Origin of the sequence: Lentilactobacillus curieae (assembly GCF_000785105.2) — a bacterium.
Taxonomy (GTDB): domain Bacteria; phylum Bacillota; class Bacilli; order Lactobacillales; family Lactobacillaceae; genus Lentilactobacillus; species Lentilactobacillus curieae.
Genome location: NZ_CP018906.1, coordinates 1,798,273 through 1,815,755, shown reverse-complemented (window position 1 = coordinate 1,815,755; position 17,483 = coordinate 1,798,273). Strand labels below are relative to the sequence as shown.

The following is a 17,483-nucleotide window of genomic DNA, read 5'->3' as shown; positions in this document are numbered from 1 at the left end:
CCTACATAAAATCGAGAGGTTCGTTATCAATTGATAACTGAACGTCCTTTAATTTTTGTGAATCATTTAAAATTCTATTTAATGCCGATTGAAGTTGATCTTCAAATCGGTACTTAATGATGATCTGATAATAGTATTGGTTATTGACCCGCGTAATCATTTTGGGGGTTGGTCCCAACACTATTGCTTTTGAGGAAAGGTGCTCTTTTAAGTAGCTAGTCAGGGCTACCATTCTGGTCATCACCGTGTTTTCGTTTTTCGAATTACCCGTTATTTTAATCGTGTAGTAAAACGGTGGGTACTTTCCAAGTCTACGAATTCCCATTTCCTTTTGGTAGAAGCCTTCGTAGTCCTGAGTTTTTGCAAACTTGATTGCATAATGATTAGGGTTATAAGTCTGAATCACAACTTCTCCAACCTTATCGGCTCTTCCAGCTCTCCCAGCCACTTGTGTCAGCAGTTCAAAAGTTCGTTCACTTGAACGAAAATCAGGAAACTGTAAGGCAGAATCTGAGTTCAATACTCCTACCAAGGTGACATCTGGAAAATCAAGTCCCTTAGCAATCATCTGAGTTCCTAGCAGGATATCAGCTTCGTGATTTGCGAAGGCATCAATAATTCGTTCGTGTGATCCCTTTTTTCTGGTAGTGTCAACATCCATTCGTAACGTTCTTGCATCGGGAAATAACTCCTTAACCTGTTCTTCCAGTTGTTCACTGCCATAACCAAAGTTACGAATTCGTTTGCTGTGGCACATAGGGCATTCAGTGGGAATTGGCTCTTGATGGCCGCAGTAATGGCATTGCAGTGAATGACTATTTTTGTGAACCGTTAACGAGATATCACAATTAGGACATTGAGGAACGTAGCCACAATCTCGACACATCAAAAACGAAGCATACCCACGGCGATTTAGCATTAAGATAATTTGTTCGTGTCGAGACAGCTTCTCAGTAATTTTTTCTTGAAGCGGTGCAGATAATAATGACCCAGAGTTCTTTAGTTCCTGTCGCATATCAACCACATCTACCTTGGGTAACACTTGGTCATTTATTCGCTTAGGTAGACTCAATAATTGATATACCCCTTTTTGTGCTCTCGCCCGCGATTCAAGCGAAGGCGTGGCACTACCGAACACAACTGGGCAGTGATTATAGTCCGCCCGAAATTTCGCTACTTCTCTGGTCTGATATCGTGGATTATCGCTTTGCTTGTAGCTCGAATCATGCTCTTCGTCCACAATAATTACCCCAAGATTTTTAATCGGGGCAAAAATCGCCGAACGAACACCAACTACAACCTTCGCCTTACCCCGATTAATTCGTTGCCATTCATCAAACCGCTCGCCATTGGACATCGCACTATGTAACATTGCCACTTGGTCACCAAAGCGAGAACGAATTCGGTTAACGATTTGCGGGGTCAAGGTGATTTCGGGAACTAACATTAATGCAGTTCGTCCTTGTTCAAGAGCATGTGCCATTGATTGCAGATAGACTTCCGTCTTACCTGATCCGGTAACTCCCTCCAATAAGAACCGCGTAGCATCCCTTTCATCAATGGATAAACTAACCTTATCAACTGCATTTTGTTGAGCAACGTTTAACTTTAATGCAGAAGTTTGCTTAACGGGTTGCATAAATGGATTTCGATTTTGATGAATCTTGATTTGCTTAGCCCAGCCCTTATCAATGGCCGACTTAATTGCAGATGCTGAAATTCCAGATTTAACTAAATCCGATTGTAAGAGTTTTGCGTTATTCTGTTCACTCAATACATTGAGTAATTTATGCTGACTTGTAGCGTTGGCCCGAATCAGGCCACGCTGCTTGTCTAACTGTTCAGGTGTCATTGTTGCCTTGATACCCAAAACTTCGATTGCACTGGAATTACGTTTTAATACGTAATCCACCACTATTTCGTCACTTTTATTTAAATCAAGCAACTTTTTAGTGGTGCTCTCTGCTGTCGTTGACGGATTAATTTCAACCGAAGATTTTCCTTGGAACAGCCAATCATTTTCTTTAACAACTTGCTCACTTTTTGCAGTGATTCGCTTGGCAAAGGATGTCCGCATTCCACCGGGGAGCATCGTTTGTAAACAACTGATTAAAAATGAATAGGTCGTTTGACTCATTTTGACTGCCAAATCCATTAATTCCGGATTAATAACCGGTGTCAAATCAATCAGTGCCTCAATTGGCTTTAGCTTACCGTCAAAATCTGAATGATCAGATAGCTCGACAACAAATCCAGTAATTTTTCGTCTACCAAACGGAACCTGGACTCTCATTCCCACGGTCACTGAATCGCTAAGGTTATCGGGGATTAAATATGAAAATGGAATATTTGTTTGTCGACTAGGAACATCAACAATAACCTTCGCAACTTGCAAACTGGTCCCTCCAATTATTTAAATTCTGCAATAATTTTGATTAACTCTTCAGCAACCTTTGATTTAGTTTCAACACTAGTTTTCTTAGTTTCGCCATTTGGCCAAATAAGCGTTACCTGATTCTGGTCAGAATTAAAACCGATCTTTTTGTTGCCAACGTCATTAGCAACAATCAAGTCAAGGTTTTTAGATGTAATTTTTTTATTCGCGTTTGCCATTAAATCATTTGTTTCTGCAGCAAACCCAACTACGAATTGATCAGCTCGTTTGACTTTACCGATACTTTTGACGATATCGGGGTTTTTAACCATCGTTAAGGTCATTTTGTCTTCATCAGCAACCTTTTTAATTTTATGGTCAGCAACGGTTTCAGGTCTAAAGTCAGCAATCGCTGCTGACATAATTAAACCGTCTGCCTCCGCAAAACGTTTTGTAACCTCAGCAGCCATTTCACGGGCAGTCACTACTGAAATAACTGACACTCCATCGAAATGGGGGAGGCTAGTGTTTGCAGCAATCAATGTAACTTCTGCACCTGCATCGGCAGCAGCCTTAGCAATTGCAAACCCCATTTTTCCTGAAGAATGATTAGTAATGTAACGAACCGGGTCAATTGGTTCTCGAGTTCCCCCGGCAGTAACAATAATTTTTCTGCCCTTAAGGACTTGTGATTGGTCGATGGTGTTAGAAACCCATTGCAAAATTTCAGTGGGTTCCGGCATTCTACCTTTTCCAGAATAGCCCTCTGCCAAAAAGCCGGTTGCCGAATCCATTACGTGAATACCATCAGCAGCCAACGTACGCAAATTTCTTGCGTTTGCCGGATTTTCCAGCATATTAGTGTTCATGGTTGGCACCACAAAAAGCGGTGCGTGATTGGCCAATAAAACTGTGCTAGCGGCATCGTCACCGATTCCATTAGCAAGTTTGCCAATGATGTTGGCACTCGCAGGAGCAACAATGGTCAAATCAGTGCTATCTGCAATGTCGATGTGAAGAACTTTATCGACATCGTAATCCTGAAATTCGTCAACGATTACCCGCTGCTTACTTAATGTCTGAAAAGCAAGCGGAGTGACAAATTTTGTTGCTGCTGTGGTCATCACCACCCTGACCCGATTGTTATTTTTAATTAATTCTCTGACCAAAGTCAGTGATTTGTATACTGCAATGCTTCCAGTAACGATTAAAGTTACTTGTTTATTTGAAAACACTAGTCTCACCACCAAATTTATTATCAGTTTAATTGTACCAAAGGTCTAACAAATAAAATAAACCGAGAACTTTTAAATTCCCGGTTTACAGCACTTTAGTCAAAATCTTTATTATTTTCGTCGATCTTTAGTAATCCTGCTTCAATTTCTTCAAGCGCCTTACCAACAGATTTTTGTGATTTGTATTCATTAAGCAATGGCTTTGCACCGGCATCAAGTTCATGAGCTCGCTTGCTTGCTAATGCAATCAATGAGTAACGAGAATCAATTTTTTCTAATAATTTATCAACAGATGGGTAAAGTAACATATTAAAAATCTCCTAACATGGATTCATAGTCTGGCATCACACGAGTAACTTTAAGTCTCTCACTGCGAATAATTGATTTAATTCTATCGACTGCTTGAGAAACTTCGTCGTTTAACACAGCGTAATCATAGTTACGCATCATTCTTATTTCAGAAGCTGCTGTTTTGATTCGTTTGTCGATAACTTCCATTTTGTCAGTTCCACGACCAATCAAACGGTGCTTCAATTCCATTAAATCTGGTGGGGTTAAAAATACAAAGACAGCGTCGGGACAATTAGCTCGAACCTGCATTGCACCATTGACTTCAATTTCTAAGAAGACATCCTTGCCGGATTCCAAAGTTTCGTTAACATATTTTAATGGGGTGCCGTAGTAATTGTCAACGTACTTGGCGTACTCTAGCATCTCCCCATTTTGGATATTATCTTCAAATTGTTCCTTTGAAACAAAGAAATAATCCACACCGTCTTTTTCACCATCGCGTGGTTTTCTGGTTGTCATTGAAGTTGAATACTCAAAATCAACGTCAGGTTCATTAAATAATGCTTTACGAACAGTCCCCTTACCAACACCAGATGGTCCAGACAGCACGATTAACATTCCTCTTTTAGTCATTGAAAGATCCCTTCACCTTTTTTAATAATACCCATAATTATCACGCAATTTGTCACTTTTGGCAAGGGCGAAAAATAAAGTGAGAATTAGGGTTGCAATTTAGAACGCTTGTTCGTATAATTAAGACACAAACAAACGTTCGGAGTGATTAAAATGCAAAACAGACAATCCTATCTAACCGAAATCACCAACACAGTTAAACAAAACTATCAAAGATTTTTGAAAATTCTTCCTAATCACAGAAATCTAGGCCAGATGCCCATGCGTCAGCTCCAATACTTCGCTGATCAAGCTATTTGCCAAAACTTTCGCGTAACTGTCGCTTTCAATAGCGAAACCATCAGTATTTCCGGTTCATTAACCAAACTTTCCGACGACAGACTCCTAATCAAGGATATGACAGGTAATTTAACCAAAATCTTTTACCTAGGCGAACTACAATCAATCCAAAGATTCAACTAACTACGCATACAATTCATAATAAAGACGATATTCAATTGCTCAATTGCAATCCGAATATCGTCTTATTTTTTCTTCAATTCTTTACGAATTACATCTCGTTCGTGACTTGCCAGCTTAAGGAGCTCATCAGCATGCTCAGTAGTGATTTTAGTAACTTCGGTTCCCGCGAGCATCCTCGATAATTCTCCAATCCGATCTTTAGAACTTAGTTCTTGTAAGTGAGTCATCGTCCGATTTTCAGATGTTTGCTTAGAAATAAAGTAGTGTTGGTCACTCATTGCGGCGACCTGTGGTAAATGCGTAATACATAAAACTTGAGACTTGGTTGAAATTGTATAGATTTTATTGGCAATTGCTTGTGCAACCCGGCCTGATACCCCAGTATCTACTTCATCAAAGATAATTGAAGTAACTCCTGCTGCTTTGGCAAATATCGTCTTCAAAGCTAGCATAATTCGCGATAACTCACCGCCTGAAGCGGATTTAACCAATGGCAACATCTTTTCACCCGGATTGGTTTGGATAAAGAATTCCACGTTATCCATCCCTGTTCTTGTCAGTGAAGTTGCATCTGTAATGTTGACCTCAAAAACCGCCTTTTCCATAAATAAATCTGCCAGCTGTTTTTGAACTCCAAGCTCAAGACTTTTAGCAATTACCTTGCGCTTATCAGAAATTTGTTTTGCAAGTTTTATTAGCATTTGTTTAGATTTTTCTAGTCGATCAGCTAAATCGTCATCCTCAGCCGCATTCCCCTGCATTTGATCAAGTTCATCGCTGATGCTCTCACGATACTCAAGGATTTGATTGACAGTATCACCGTACTTCTTTTCTAACTGGCTGATGAGATTCAGTCGTTGCTCAACCTCATCTAAAGTATCCTGATTAAACTCGAGATTACTAATTTGGTCTGACAACAAACTAACCGCATCTTGCAATGAATAAAATGCTCCAGAAACATCTTCAGAAATTTGTTTAAAATCTGGATCAAGGTCTTCTACAGACTGCATAGAACTCATAGCGGTTCCAACCCCATCAAGGGCACTACTTTCATCACTGTTAAGACTCTCGTAGCTTGTCACTAACGCATCATGAATTCGTTGAAAGTTGTTCAATCTATCTCGTTGAGCAACCAAATCTTCCTCTTCACCGGCAACCAAGTTGGCAGCATCGATTTCGTTGATTTGAAATTTCAACATGTCTAGTCGCTGCGCCCACTCTTTTTCATTTTGGTTTTTCTTATCATTTATCGCTTTAAGCTTCAAATAAGTCGAGTACTCAGCATGATACTTTTCAAGCAGGTTAGTTAACTTGTCTTCGCCAAATTCATCCAACAAGAAAATATGCCGATCCGGATTCATTAACTCTTGATGATCGTTTTGGCCTTGAATATCCACGATGGTCTCGCCAATTCTGCGTAGTGTGGAAATATTGACCATCCTGCCATTAACCCGACAACTATTGCGACCGTTTTCAAATAGCTCACGTTCAATTACCACACTGCCATCATCATGTTCAATTTCAAGTTCATCCAAAACACCATATGTAGGGTTTCTTTCATCAAGTACAAAATTACCAGAAATAATCGCCTTTTTGGCCCCAGTTCGGATAAAATCTTTTGAACCTCGGGAGCCTGCCAACAATGAAACTGCATCAATAATAATGGACTTTCCAGCACCAGTTTCTCCGGTTAAAACCGTCATCCCTGATTGAAAGTCCACATCTAAGTGCTCAATTATTGCAAAGTCAGTTATCGATAATTCTAATAGCATAGATCATCCTTCTTACTAGATACCCTTAAGCATTTCGTTAACACGGTTTTTAAATGCTTCTGCGGCAGAATCTGAAACACAGATGACCAGTACAGTATTATCATCACCAAGCGTACCAAATACGTCATCGTTCTTCAGTTGGTACAACAAACTAGAAATGATTGGTCCACTACCTGGCAAAACCTTCATAAATACTAGCTTGTCTTGCGTATCAATAGACACAAACGAGTCTTGAATCGATTGAACTAACTTTTTTTCTGTATCAACATTCTTCTGAGTCGGTAGGCTATAGCGATATCCACCATTTGGGGATGGCACCTTAACTAACTGCATTTCTTTAATATCACGAGAAATCGTTGCCTGGGTAACCCAGATATTTTGATTAGACAGTATCTTTACAAAATCTTCTTGAGTTTCTAAATCATTGGTTGATAACAGCCTGCGAATGATTCTTTGTCTTTCCTTTTTTCTCATAATAACCTCCTGGGTCTAGTCCTTCTTTAACTCAGAATAAGCGTTTTCAATAACTTTTTCAATCGATACATTCGGTAAAATTCTTGGTTCATCAACCGACTTGAGCAAAACTAGAAATTCGATATTCCCAGAACCACCTTTAATTGGCGAAAAATCAAGATTTTCAACTTCGTAGCCGCTTTCGACCGCAAATTTTAACGCGGAATTCAAAACCTCTTTATGCACTGCTGGGTCACGAACAATTCCGTGTTTCCCAACTTTAGACTTGCCGGCTTCAAATTGTGGCTTAATCAGTGCGACCACTTGGCCATTAGGAATAATTATTTCCTTTAAGGTTGGCAAAATAAGTTTTAATGAAATGAATGAAACATCAATTGATGAGAATTCGGGTTGGCCATCTGTAAAATCAGCTAGTTTGCTGTAACGGAAGTTTGTATGTTCCATTACCACCACACGGGGATCCTGGCGTAATTTCCAAACTAACTGATTACTACCAACATCCAGGGCATAACTTAATTTAGCTCCATTCTGAAGCATTACATCGGTAAAACCGCCAGTAGAACTCCCAATGTCCAGAACCACCTTGTCCTGAACGCTAACACCAAATACCTTCAAGGCTTTTTCCAATTTTAAACCACCACGACTTACGTATGGCATTGGCTTGCCTTTAATGTGCAATTCAGTATCAACTGGGATTTTCACTCCTGGCTTATCTAAACGTTCTTCGTTATTACCAAGAATCTCTCCTGCCATCACGGCCCGTTTAGCTTTTTCCCTGGTATCAAATAATCCCTGTTCAACTAGTAAAATATCAACGCGTTGTTTTTCCATTACTCAATTTCCTCAATCTTAAAATAGCCACAAAATTCTTTTAATAGCTTAGTATCAAACCCCTGCTCATCAGAAATCAAATCTAACGCATCCATAGCTTTAGATACGGTAATTGCTAAAATTTCCTTTGATTTACTTAGACCAAATAAATTAGGGTAAGTATTTTTACCGCTGTCTTGATGAACTGGTTTGCCTAATTCTCTCTCGTTGCTAATGACATCCAAAATATCGTCATAAATTTGGAATGCCAAACCAAACGCATCTGCAAACTCTAAAAATGGTTTTCTATCGGCTTCATTGACCCCACCAACAATTAAGCCTGACTCAACTGCATAGTGGATTAACGCCCCAGTCTTATTACGATGCAATTTCTTTAACGCATCGTACGATAGTTCATGATTTTCGTTCAAAACATCATCTGCTTGACCAGCAACCATTCCCGCCGGCCCAGCCGCAATTGCTAACTTTAAGGCTAGTTCACTTTTAACGGTACTAGGGAGTTGATTATCGACTACCCATTGAAAGGCAAGTGCCTGTAACCCATCGCCGGCTAACGTTGCTAATGCGTCGCCAAATTTAATATGGTTTGAAGGCTTTCCCCGTCTGATAGGATCATCATCCATCGCTGGTAAATCATCATGAATCAGCGAATACGTGTGTAGCAGTTCAATTGCGCTCAGTGCCTTAAGCTGTACCGCACCAACTTGCTTATTAACTGTGAGTACTGTAGCAATTCCTAAAAGCGGTCTAAATCTCTTACCTCCGGCGTCAACAGAATACTTCATTGCGGCCAATAATTCGGGTTGACTCACATCATAATTCATTTGTGAATCTAGAAGGTGGTCGATTTTGGGAATCCATTCTTGTTCAAATTGCTTAATCTTGGCCATTGTTAGTTGCACTATCTCCTAGGTTTTCAAACTCAGATTCTTTTCCGCTATCGTCAACAATTTTAGCCATCGTTTTTTCAGCACTACTTAGTGTTTTGGATAACTCTTCACTGAGTTTCATGCCATCCTTGAACTTAGTCATGGATTCCTCCAGTGGAACGTTACCTTGTTCCAGCTCGGAAACGATGGTCTCCAATTCTTGCATTTTTTCTTCAAAAGTTTTGTTATCTGCCATCTTATTCCTCTCGCTTATCTTTTATAATCTCGTTTACCGTTGCGACAACTGACCCATCACTCAAATGAACCGTTAGATTATCACCTTGATTAATTAAATCAACTTTACTAATTAATTGATCATCAGCATCGGTTGTATATGAGTAACCCCTTGCCAATATTTTAAGTGGGCTTAAGTGATCAAGCGAGGAAACTGCCAGCTGAAATTGTTTCCTACTATCACCTAACTTAAGCTTTTGTGCTTGGACTAAGCGCATCTGATAAGTAGCAGCTAATTGCTGGTATCTTTCAATCTTAGTAATTGGGGCAACTAATTTTAATCGATTATCAACCGCAGAAAATTCACTTTGGTGATGGTTCAGATTTTGATTATTGTTTGCTATTAGTCGCTGGGTTAGTAAATCAACTCGCTGCGTGTAAGTCTCGTAAATTCTTTGAGGCGACTTAAACACCGTTGATTCTTCTAACTTTTGCAACCTCAACTTAGCTTGTTTGATCAATTGGAAGACTGCATTCATCAATCGGTTTTGATTGTTACGGATATCCAACATTACCTGTTCTAACTTTGGCACCGCCAATTCCGCTGCAGCCGTTGGGGTGGCAGCGCGCACATCGGCAACTAAATCGGCAATTGTTGTGTCGGTTTCGTGGCCAACGGAAGATATCACTGGGATTTCACTCGTTGAGATAGCCCTAGCTACATTTTCTTCATTAAATGGCCACAAGTCTTCAATTGAACCACCACCACGCCCGATGATTAGCGTATCAAAATCACCCATTTCATTAGCACGGTTGATCTGTCTAACTATGTCGTTACTAGCTTCGGTTCCTTGAACTAACGCTGGAAACAACACAATTTGGGCTATCGGGTAACGCCGCCTGGCTGTTGTGATGATATCTCTGATGACCGCCCCACTAGGTGAAGTTACCACCGCAATTCTTTTTGGAAACTTGACTAAGGGTCGTTTGGTTTTGGTAAACAATCCTTCGGCAGATAGTCGTTTCTTTAATTGCTCATAGGCTTGGTACAGTTGACCAACACCATCAGGTTCCATTCGCTCGATATAAATTTGATAGCTCCCAGTTGGTTCATATACTGAAATATGACCAACTACCAGAACCTTCATTCCTTCTTCGGGAGTAAACTTTAACTTATTAAATGCAGACTTGAACATAATAGCACTAATTTTTGCGTTGTCATCCTTCAAACTAAAGTACTGGTGAGCATTTTTGCGTAATCGAAAATTTGAAATTTCACCGGTCAAGTACACTTTAGATAGGTACGGATCATAGTCAAATTTTTTCTTGATATATTGAGTTAGTGCGGATACCGTTAAATACTCGTTATTCACTCATAAGACTCCATTCAGTCAAATCTACTGTTTGTTGCATCAAAGTGGCGATTGTCATCGGACCAACACCACCAGGCACAGGGGTGATATATGATGCTTTTTTCTCAACTTCATCAAAATCAACATCACCAACAAGGTGCCCTTCTTCATTCATATTTTGACCAACATCAATCACCACTGCACCTTCCTTAATGTCAGATGCGGTAAGTGTATGCAATTGCCCTGTTGCCGATACAATTACGTCAGCGTTTTTAGTGTAAAATTTCACATCTTTAGTATGCCGGTGGACTACCGTCACGCTTGCACCCTCATTCAACATTAATGAAGCCATTGGTTTCCCAACAATTGAACTTCTACCAATCATGACGGCATCTTTACCCATTAAATCGATGCCATATTCTGTAAACATGGTCATGATTCCCTTTGGAGTACAAGATACTGGATAATCTGTTGTATCTGCTAAAAACAGCTTACCAACGTTTTCTGGATGAAAACCATCAACATCCTTTTCTGGCAAAATGGTTCTAGTAACTAATTTTTCATCAATTTGGTCGGGTAGAGGATCTTGAACTAAGATCCCATTAATCGAACTATCCGCATTATATTCGTTGATCAATTCTAATAATTCATCTTGAGAAACGCTATTTGGCAACTGTTTAATTGACGAATTAATACCTAATTTTTGAGCTGTTCTATGTTTATTTCTAACGTATCTTTGACTAGCTTGATCATCACCAACAATTACTACTACCAGCCCAGGAACAATATTATGCTCTGCTTTCAACTTTGCAACTCGTTCTGCCGTTTGGGCATTTACTTTCTTTGCTAAAGCTTTACCATCAATCAGTGTTGCCAAAATTAACCACTCCTCAAGTAATTTTATGTACAAAAAAATAGATTTACATGTGTGTAAATCTATTTTACCAGTTCTTCGTGGGCGTGTGACAAAATCCCGTTAACAAATTTTCTTGATCGATCATCACTGAATTTCTTAGCTAATTCAATGGCCTCGTTGATTGCAACTTTGGCCGGAACGTCATCTACATATTTCATTTCAAACAAAGCAACTTCGATGATGATTAAATCAGTCTTAGCAATTCTGGTAATAGACCAACCGCTTGTTAAGTTTTTCTCGATTAAAGCATCCAATTCTTCTTTGTGCTCAACAACCCCAGAAACTAGCGTAGTCAAATATTCAGGCACATCTTCTCCGTACTTACCATCAGTAATTACGACATAGAAGTCCTTCACATCAGTCTTAGCGTTGGTATTCATGGCAAATAACGTTTGAAACGCAATTTCCCGAATTTTGTGACGATTAATTTCCACTTTCTTCACCATTTTCTGTGTCATCATTAGCAAACGGATTGTTAGGATCAACTGAACTTTCAGTTTTTTCAGGAACTACTCCCTGTACATGAACATTTACTTCTGAGACTTCTAGTTCAGTCATGAAGTACAGTTGTTGTTCGACTTGGCTTTGAATTTCTAATGCAACTTTAGGCACAGAAACTCCATAGTTCAAAAAGACGTCAATATCAACCACTAATTCATGGTCAGAATTGTAAGTAAGCTTAACACCCTTACCATGTTCCTTTTTACGCCCAATCAATTCGTTTAAGCTAGTTGCAATTGAACTGCGCATCCGGTTAACACCTTCAACCTCAGTTGTTGCAACTCCAGCAATAATTTCAAGAACATTAGGTGCAATCTCGATGTTACCTAATTCAGGATCATCACTTTGCAAAATAATGTTGGTTTCATCAGCCATTGTATAGCCTCCGTTTCAGTTCAGAAATTAACCTCTAGAAATGTATGTGCCATCTTGAGTATTGATAACCAATTTGTCGCCTTGGTTAACAAAGAATGGTACTTGAAGAGTTAACCCAGTAGTCATCGTTGCAGGTTTTGAACCACCAGAAGCAGTATCACCTTTGATTCCTGGTTCTGTTTCGGCAACTTCAAGGGTTACAGTGTTTGGTAATTCAACACCAAGTGTCTCTGTACCAAATTGAATAACGTTAACTTCCATGTTTTCTTGTAGGTACTTAAGTTCGTCTGTAATTTGGTCGCCAGGGATGCTGATTTGATCGTAAGTATCCAAGTCCATGAACACGTGGTCTTCACCATCAGCGTAAAGATATTGCATCTTACGGGTATCGATTTGTGCTTGTTCCATCTTGGCACCAGCTCTAAATGTCTTTTCTTGAACAGCACCAGTTCTAAGATTCTTTAACTTTGAACGAACAAATGCGCCACCTTTACCAGGCTTAACATGTTGGAAACTAATAATTCTCCAGATTGCGCCATCAACTTCGATGGTCAATCCGTTTTTAAAATCAGCAGTTGAAATTGCCATTTTAACGTCCTCCTCGATTTTTATAACATAGTTAATTATATAATACTTTGGGGTTAAATAGCCAACTTTTCAAGATTGGCATAAAAAAAGGACCCTGTAAGGGCCCAATTAATAATTCTTATTTAGCAGCAGCTTCCTCAAGAGGATAAACTGAAACTTGGCGCTTATCGCGGCCTTTACGTTCAAAGCGAACAACACCATCTACCAATGCAAACAATGTGTCATCGTTACCACGCTTAACATTGTTACCTGGGTAAATGTGAGTACCACGTTGACGGAAAAGGATTGAACCACTTGTAACTGTTGAACCGTCAGCAGCTTTTGCACCTAAACGACGTCCAGCAGAGTTACGACCGTTAGCAGTTGATCCACCACCTTTATGGTGAGAGAAGAATTGTAGATTCATTTTCAACATAGGATTCACCTCCATAATATAAATTAGTTAATTTTCAAATTAATGTATTTAGAATAACTCTCTGCAATGTCTTTCATTCCATTTTCGAAAGTATCTAAAATTGCGTCAGCTTTAATTGATTTCTGGGCATCACTTAAAACTGGAATCGAGACTGACAAATAACCACCGTTATCATCGTCACTATCAACTTCCAAGTCAATACCAGCGACTTCCTGGAGTCCATTAACAGTTGTTATGCTCAAAACCGAAACGGCTGAACAAACAATATCCTGCCCATACTCCCCTGCGTCAGCATGACCAGTAAGTTTAAAACCACTTACATGGTTTTTAAAGTGATCAATTGATGCTTTAATCATTTAGCCACCTCAATTTAAGTTAGGCCTTGATAGAATCAATAACAACCTTAGTGTATGGTTGACGATGACCCTTCTTAGAACGTGAGCCCTTCTTTGGCTTGTAACGGAAGATAGTAACCTTCTTTTCGCGACCCTGTTTTTCAACAGTACCTTCAACTGATGCTCCATCAACTAATGGAGTACCAAATTTGGCTGAATCGCCACCGACCATAACAACTTGGTCGAATGTAACCTTGTCGCCTTCGTTTGCGTCTAATTTTTCAACGTAAATTGCTTCGCCTTCGGTTACTTTGTATTGCTTACCGCCTGTAGTAATAACTGCGTACATCTTGTGCACCTCCTTGTATTTTTGCTTAGACTCGCCGAAATTAAGCGCCCGTAGGACTTAGAAGCTCAAATCGTGCGGTTGTAGCTGTGGAAGCCACAATTACAACGAGAATAGTATACAAAATATTCTCGTTACAGTCAACAAAAGATTTACGGTGCTCAATCACACCGCCTGAACAGTATACAATAAATCTCCAAAATAAAAAACCAATCGCCGAGTACGATTGGTTTTCCCCCGAAATTAGTCTTTTTTTGCAAGGTGCTTGCCGCTTTCTTTCATGGATGTTGAAGTATCCATATATAATTGAATTAATCCACAAACAATAAATATAAGTACAATAAATACAACGAATCCCACAACTTCCACCTCCTAAAAGATGTGCAACCTTTGTGCACAATTCTATTATCTGGTTAATTTGGCTTAAAACCAAATATTTACTCTAAAAACGGCCTCCTTTTAAGCAAAACTAAACTATCTTAATAAAATCGCAACTTATTCTACAAATATTGCCCCCGAAAAGCTCAAAAACTTGCAAATTTATACGGTATAGTAGCTTCGTTGATTATTCAATCCAAAATCTGTGGATACAAAAAAAGCACCAACACCACTCAATGCAAGTGATATCAGTGCTTTTTTACTTTTATGATCTTAATTAAAAGAACACGTCGTACGTTTTATGTCACAGGAGAGATTCGAACTCTCGACCTACGGTTTAGAAGACCGTTGCTCTATCCAGCTGAGCTACTGTGACAAATCAACGTTAATTATTATATGGGATATTTATGCTTACGTCAATCTTAAAATGAACTAAACTCACAAATTAATTATCCATGAGCACAAACTTGAATTAAATATAAGTCAAAATTGACTATTTAACTAAATTTATCCCTAAAAAATGCATAGGCATATTTTTTGCCAACTAGCGGTACCATGTGTAAAAATCAGATTATCGAAAATGTGAAGGAGCGATCAATATGAATTTATATGATGATACCCCAAAGAATGTAGTAAAGAGTCCACTCGCTGGTTACTCTCAAAATAAGTCAAGTTACAAATCAGCTTGTTCAAAAACAACAAGCAAGCTGACAAAGTCAAAAAACGTATCTGAATAATTAAAAAAGCCACGACAATTTCAATTAAGAAATTATCGTGGCTTTTTTAACGCCCTTTTATATTTAGTTCTTAAATGAATGAATTGGTGCCGGAATATGCCCACCCCGTTTGATCATCTTTTCAGGACTATTCTGATTAACTGGCATTACAGGAGCAGATCCAAATATACCGCCAAATTCAACGTTGCCACCAACAGATTGGCCAACAGCAGGAATAACTCTCACAGCAGTTGTTTTATTATTAATAACCCCAATTGCCGCTTCATCTGCAATCATTCCACTTATGGTTTCCGCACTTGTATCTCCCGGAATAGCAATCATATCTAATCCCACTGAGCAAACGGCCGTCATTGCCTCAAGCTTTTCGATATTGAGATTGCTAGCCTGAACAGCTCTAATCATCCCGGCATCCTCAGAAACAGGGATAAATGCACCAGATAATCCGCCTACACGTTCACAGGCCATCACTCCACCTTTTTTAACCGCATCATTTAACATTGCTAAAGCAGCTGTCGTTCCAGGTGCTCCTACGCTTTGCAACCCAATTTCTTCTAATATTTCAGCAACAGAGTCCCCCTCTGCAGGCGTTGGCGCTAATGACAGGTCAACAATTCCAAACGGAACATTCAATGCCTTAGCAGCAACATTTCCGACTAATTGACCCATTCTAGTTACTTTAAATGCCGTTTTTTTAATTGTTTCTGAAACTTTATCCAAAGATGCGTTCGGAACCTTCTCTAATGCACGTTTAACCACGCCTGGACCACTAATCCCAACGTTGATCACCTTATCAGCTTCTCCTACACCATGGAAAGCACCTGCCATAAATGGGTTATCCTCAACAGCATTGGCGAATACGACTAGACTCATACAGCTTTGAACATCAATGGCGGCAATATCTTTAATTATGTGTCCCATTTGACCAATCGCATCCATGTTGATTCCAGACCGAGTTGAGCCAACATTTACCGAACTACATACCCGGGTTGTCTCAGTTAAGGCTTCAGGTAATGATTTGATTAGCCGAGAATCTCCCACTTGATATCCCTTTTGAACTAATGCGGAGAATCCCCCAATCAAATCCACGCCAACTGCAGCAGCAGCTTGATCCATAGTTTTGGCATACTTAACATAATCTTGATCACCACTCGCGGCAGCAATCAAAGCGATTGGGGTAACAGATATTCTTTTATTAACAATCGGAATCCCGTATTCCGCTTCAATTTGGTCAGCAACCTTTACCAAATCTTTCGCACTTGATGTTAATTTATCATATATTTTTCGCCGTGCTGTATCACCGTCACTGTCAATACAATCAAAAAGGGAGATTCCCATGGTAATCGTTCGAATATCAAGCCTCTCCTCTGAGATCATCTGAATCGTTTCAATAATTTGATTTGTTTCCATCATAATCTCCTATAACTTTTGAATCGCATCGAAAAGCTCACGACGCTGAATTCTAATATCTAGCTTCAATTGACGACCTAAATCAGTCAATGCAGTTTGAACGGATTCAAATGAAGTATCATTATCATCCCATTCACCCATTAACATCATGGTAAATTCCCCATCTAATAGAGTTTGCGACATATCAGTAATGTTTACCTGTAAATCCGCCAACTTTGCAGAAACTTGCGCAACAATACCAACTTGATCGTGGCCAATTACGGTAACGATTGCTTTCATACTTTTAACCATCCTCTCATGAATCCTTAATTTATTTAATTAGAGCTTACAGTATTTTGCAGTAAAAACACAACATTAAAAATAAAAAAGCACTCTCCCATCATTAAAAAAGGAAAGTGCATAATGCTTAATAATTATTATCTTGACGTTGCTGATTAATCTGATTTTTTTCCATAAATGCCGCTTCGATTTGGTCTTGAGAAAAGCCAAAATCAACGAGTCCCATCTTGATAAACAATCTAAAGCAGTGGCTAAATGCTGACTCGCTCCGATTAAAGAAACTATCAAATAGCATTCGCTTAATTATTAGATACTGTTTATCCAGATTCTGTTCCTTCTTATATCCAGAAATCTTATCCAAATCGGGTTGGGTATTCAAAATAATGTGGTTCCAATTTTTAAGATTTGAAATTAGCAAAAAGAAATCCATTGCATCCACATACTCATAAAGTAGTGTCTCTTCAGGACTTTTCCCATCATCATGCTTGCCACGATGAGTTTTCCAAACCTTGAACCATTCAGAGGTATTAGCAACTTCAGACAACTCGACGTCCAAAGCAACAAACGCATTTTGAATTCGTGAATCAGGAGCCCAGTGTAACTGTTTCTTGCTATCGATCATTCTATTTAAATAAACAGACGCACTTAGCATCTTCTGTAAATCCATCTTCAAACTCCA

The 17,483-nt window shown here is 39.2% G+C and carries 22 protein-coding genes, 1 tRNA gene and 1 other annotated feature; of the genes, 2 read left to right on the top strand and 21 right to left on the bottom strand.

The features are described from left to right. Position 1: 1 nt before the first annotated feature. The 4 genes from priA to gmk all read right to left on the bottom strand — a co-directional run bounded on the left by priA (position 2) and on the right by gmk (position 4,533). The gene (gene priA, locus PL11_RS08830; protein ID WP_035167233.1) at positions 2-2,395 is read right to left on the bottom strand and encodes a primosomal protein N'; all 2,394 of its coding nucleotides are present in this window, start codon (positions 2,393-2,395) and stop codon (positions 2-4) included. 14 nt (positions 2,396-2,409) lie between these two features. Beyond that, positions 2,410-3,609, bottom strand: coding sequence for a bifunctional phosphopantothenoylcysteine decarboxylase/phosphopantothenate--cysteine ligase CoaBC (gene coaBC / locus PL11_RS08825; protein WP_035167234.1), 1,200 nt, complete (start codon positions 3,607-3,609; stop codon positions 2,410-2,412). A 95-nt stretch (positions 3,610-3,704) separates the two neighbouring features. Then, positions 3,705-3,917 (bottom strand): DNA-directed RNA polymerase subunit omega, encoded by a 213-nt coding sequence (gene rpoZ / locus PL11_RS08820; RefSeq protein WP_035167235.1) that lies wholly within the window; start codon positions 3,915-3,917, stop codon positions 3,705-3,707. Position 3,918: 1 nt separating this feature from the next. Further along, positions 3,919-4,533, bottom strand: coding sequence for a guanylate kinase (gene gmk / locus PL11_RS08815; protein WP_035167237.1), 615 nt, complete (start codon positions 4,531-4,533; stop codon positions 3,919-3,921). 153 nt (positions 4,534-4,686) lie between these two features. Between gmk and PL11_RS08810 the strand changes: the two genes are divergently transcribed. Further along, positions 4,687-4,995, top strand: coding sequence for a hypothetical protein (locus PL11_RS08810; protein ID WP_035167238.1), 309 nt, complete (start codon positions 4,687-4,689; stop codon positions 4,993-4,995). A gap of 62 nt (positions 4,996-5,057) precedes the next feature. Here the strand turns inward: PL11_RS08810 and recN are convergent, their stop codons facing one another. From recN to PL11_RS08740, 14 genes are all read right to left on the bottom strand, one after another. After that, positions 5,058-6,767, bottom strand: a complete 1,710-nt coding sequence (gene recN, locus PL11_RS08805; protein ID WP_035167242.1) for a DNA repair protein RecN — start codon at positions 6,765-6,767, stop codon at positions 5,058-5,060. A gap of 15 nt (positions 6,768-6,782) precedes the next feature. Continuing rightward, positions 6,783-7,241 carry an arginine repressor gene (locus PL11_RS08800; protein WP_035167243.1) on the bottom strand — a complete coding sequence of 153 codons (459 nt, stop codon included), beginning with the start codon at positions 7,239-7,241 and terminating at the stop codon, positions 6,783-6,785. Positions 7,242-7,256: 15 nt separating this feature from the next. Beyond that, positions 7,257-8,072: a TlyA family RNA methyltransferase gene (locus PL11_RS08795; RefSeq protein WP_035167244.1), complete on the bottom strand. Its 816-nt coding sequence runs from the start codon at positions 8,070-8,072 to the stop codon at positions 7,257-7,259. Then, positions 8,072-8,962 (bottom strand): polyprenyl synthetase family protein, encoded by an 891-nt coding sequence (locus PL11_RS08790; RefSeq protein ID WP_035167246.1) that lies wholly within the window; start codon positions 8,960-8,962, stop codon positions 8,072-8,074. Before PL11_RS08790 ends, PL11_RS08795 begins: the two co-directional genes overlap by 1 nt. Further along, on the bottom strand, positions 8,949-9,197 hold the full coding sequence (locus PL11_RS08785) for an exodeoxyribonuclease VII small subunit (protein ID WP_035167248.1): 249 nt from the start codon (positions 9,195-9,197) through the stop codon (positions 8,949-8,951). Before PL11_RS08785 ends, PL11_RS08790 begins: the two co-directional genes overlap by 14 nt. A gap of 1 nt (position 9,198) precedes the next feature. Then, positions 9,199-10,548, bottom strand: a complete 1,350-nt coding sequence (xseA, locus tag PL11_RS08780; RefSeq protein ID WP_035167250.1) for an exodeoxyribonuclease VII large subunit — start codon at positions 10,546-10,548, stop codon at positions 9,199-9,201. Next, complete coding sequence (locus PL11_RS08775) at positions 10,541-11,404, bottom strand: bifunctional 5,10-methylenetetrahydrofolate dehydrogenase/5,10-methenyltetrahydrofolate cyclohydrolase (protein ID WP_035167252.1); 864 nt, start codon at positions 11,402-11,404, stop codon at positions 10,541-10,543. Before PL11_RS08775 ends, xseA begins: the two co-directional genes overlap by 8 nt. A 59-nt stretch (positions 11,405-11,463) precedes the next feature. After that, complete coding sequence (gene nusB, locus PL11_RS08770; protein WP_035167253.1) at positions 11,464-11,877, bottom strand: transcription antitermination factor NusB; 414 nt, start codon at positions 11,875-11,877, stop codon at positions 11,464-11,466. Beyond that, a complete protein-coding gene (locus PL11_RS08765) occupies positions 11,867-12,319 on the bottom strand; it encodes an Asp23/Gls24 family envelope stress response protein (RefSeq protein ID WP_035167255.1) in 453 nt (150 codons plus the stop codon). Before PL11_RS08765 ends, nusB begins: the two co-directional genes overlap by 11 nt. A gap of 27 nt (positions 12,320-12,346) precedes the next feature. Further along, positions 12,347-12,907, bottom strand: a complete 561-nt coding sequence (efp, locus tag PL11_RS08760; RefSeq protein ID WP_035167256.1) for an elongation factor P — start codon at positions 12,905-12,907, stop codon at positions 12,347-12,349. 118 nt (positions 12,908-13,025) lie between these two features. Then, positions 13,026-13,319, bottom strand: a complete 294-nt coding sequence (gene rpmA, locus PL11_RS08755; RefSeq protein ID WP_191982107.1) for a 50S ribosomal protein L27 — start codon at positions 13,317-13,319, stop codon at positions 13,026-13,028. A gap of 26 nt (positions 13,320-13,345) precedes the next feature. Beyond that, positions 13,346-13,678 carry a ribosomal-processing cysteine protease Prp gene (locus PL11_RS08750; protein WP_035167260.1) on the bottom strand — a complete coding sequence of 111 codons (333 nt, stop codon included), beginning with the start codon at positions 13,676-13,678 and terminating at the stop codon, positions 13,346-13,348. Positions 13,679-13,697: 19 nt separating this feature from the next. After that, positions 13,698-14,006, bottom strand: coding sequence for a 50S ribosomal protein L21 (gene rplU / locus PL11_RS08745; protein ID WP_035167262.1), 309 nt, complete (start codon positions 14,004-14,006; stop codon positions 13,698-13,700). A gap of 17 nt (positions 14,007-14,023) precedes the next feature. Beyond that, positions 14,024-14,096, bottom strand: a sequence feature (ribosomal protein L21 leader region). 587 nt (positions 14,097-14,683) lie between these two features. Next, positions 14,684-14,757: transfer RNA gene (locus PL11_RS08740), tRNA-Arg, on the bottom strand. 223 nt (positions 14,758-14,980) lie between these two features. Between PL11_RS08740 and PL11_RS10390 the strand changes: the two genes are divergently transcribed. Further along, a complete protein-coding gene (locus tag PL11_RS10390; RefSeq protein WP_191982062.1) occupies positions 14,981-15,118 on the top strand; it encodes a hypothetical protein in 138 nt (45 codons plus the stop codon). 63 nt (positions 15,119-15,181) lie between these two features. Here the strand turns inward: PL11_RS10390 and PL11_RS08735 are convergent, their stop codons facing one another. From PL11_RS08735 to PL11_RS08725, 3 genes are all read right to left on the bottom strand, one after another. Beyond that, on the bottom strand, positions 15,182-16,525 hold the full coding sequence (locus PL11_RS08735; RefSeq protein ID WP_035167263.1) for a PFL family protein: 1,344 nt from the start codon (positions 16,523-16,525) through the stop codon (positions 15,182-15,184). Positions 16,526-16,534: 9 nt separating this feature from the next. After that, positions 16,535-16,804: an ACT domain-containing protein gene (locus PL11_RS08730; protein ID WP_035167264.1), complete on the bottom strand. Its 270-nt coding sequence runs from the start codon at positions 16,802-16,804 to the stop codon at positions 16,535-16,537. 127 nt (positions 16,805-16,931) lie between these two features. After that, complete coding sequence (locus PL11_RS08725; protein ID WP_035167265.1) at positions 16,932-17,471, bottom strand: dUTP diphosphatase; 540 nt, start codon at positions 17,469-17,471, stop codon at positions 16,932-16,934. Between the last annotated feature and the right edge of the window lie 12 nt (positions 17,472-17,483).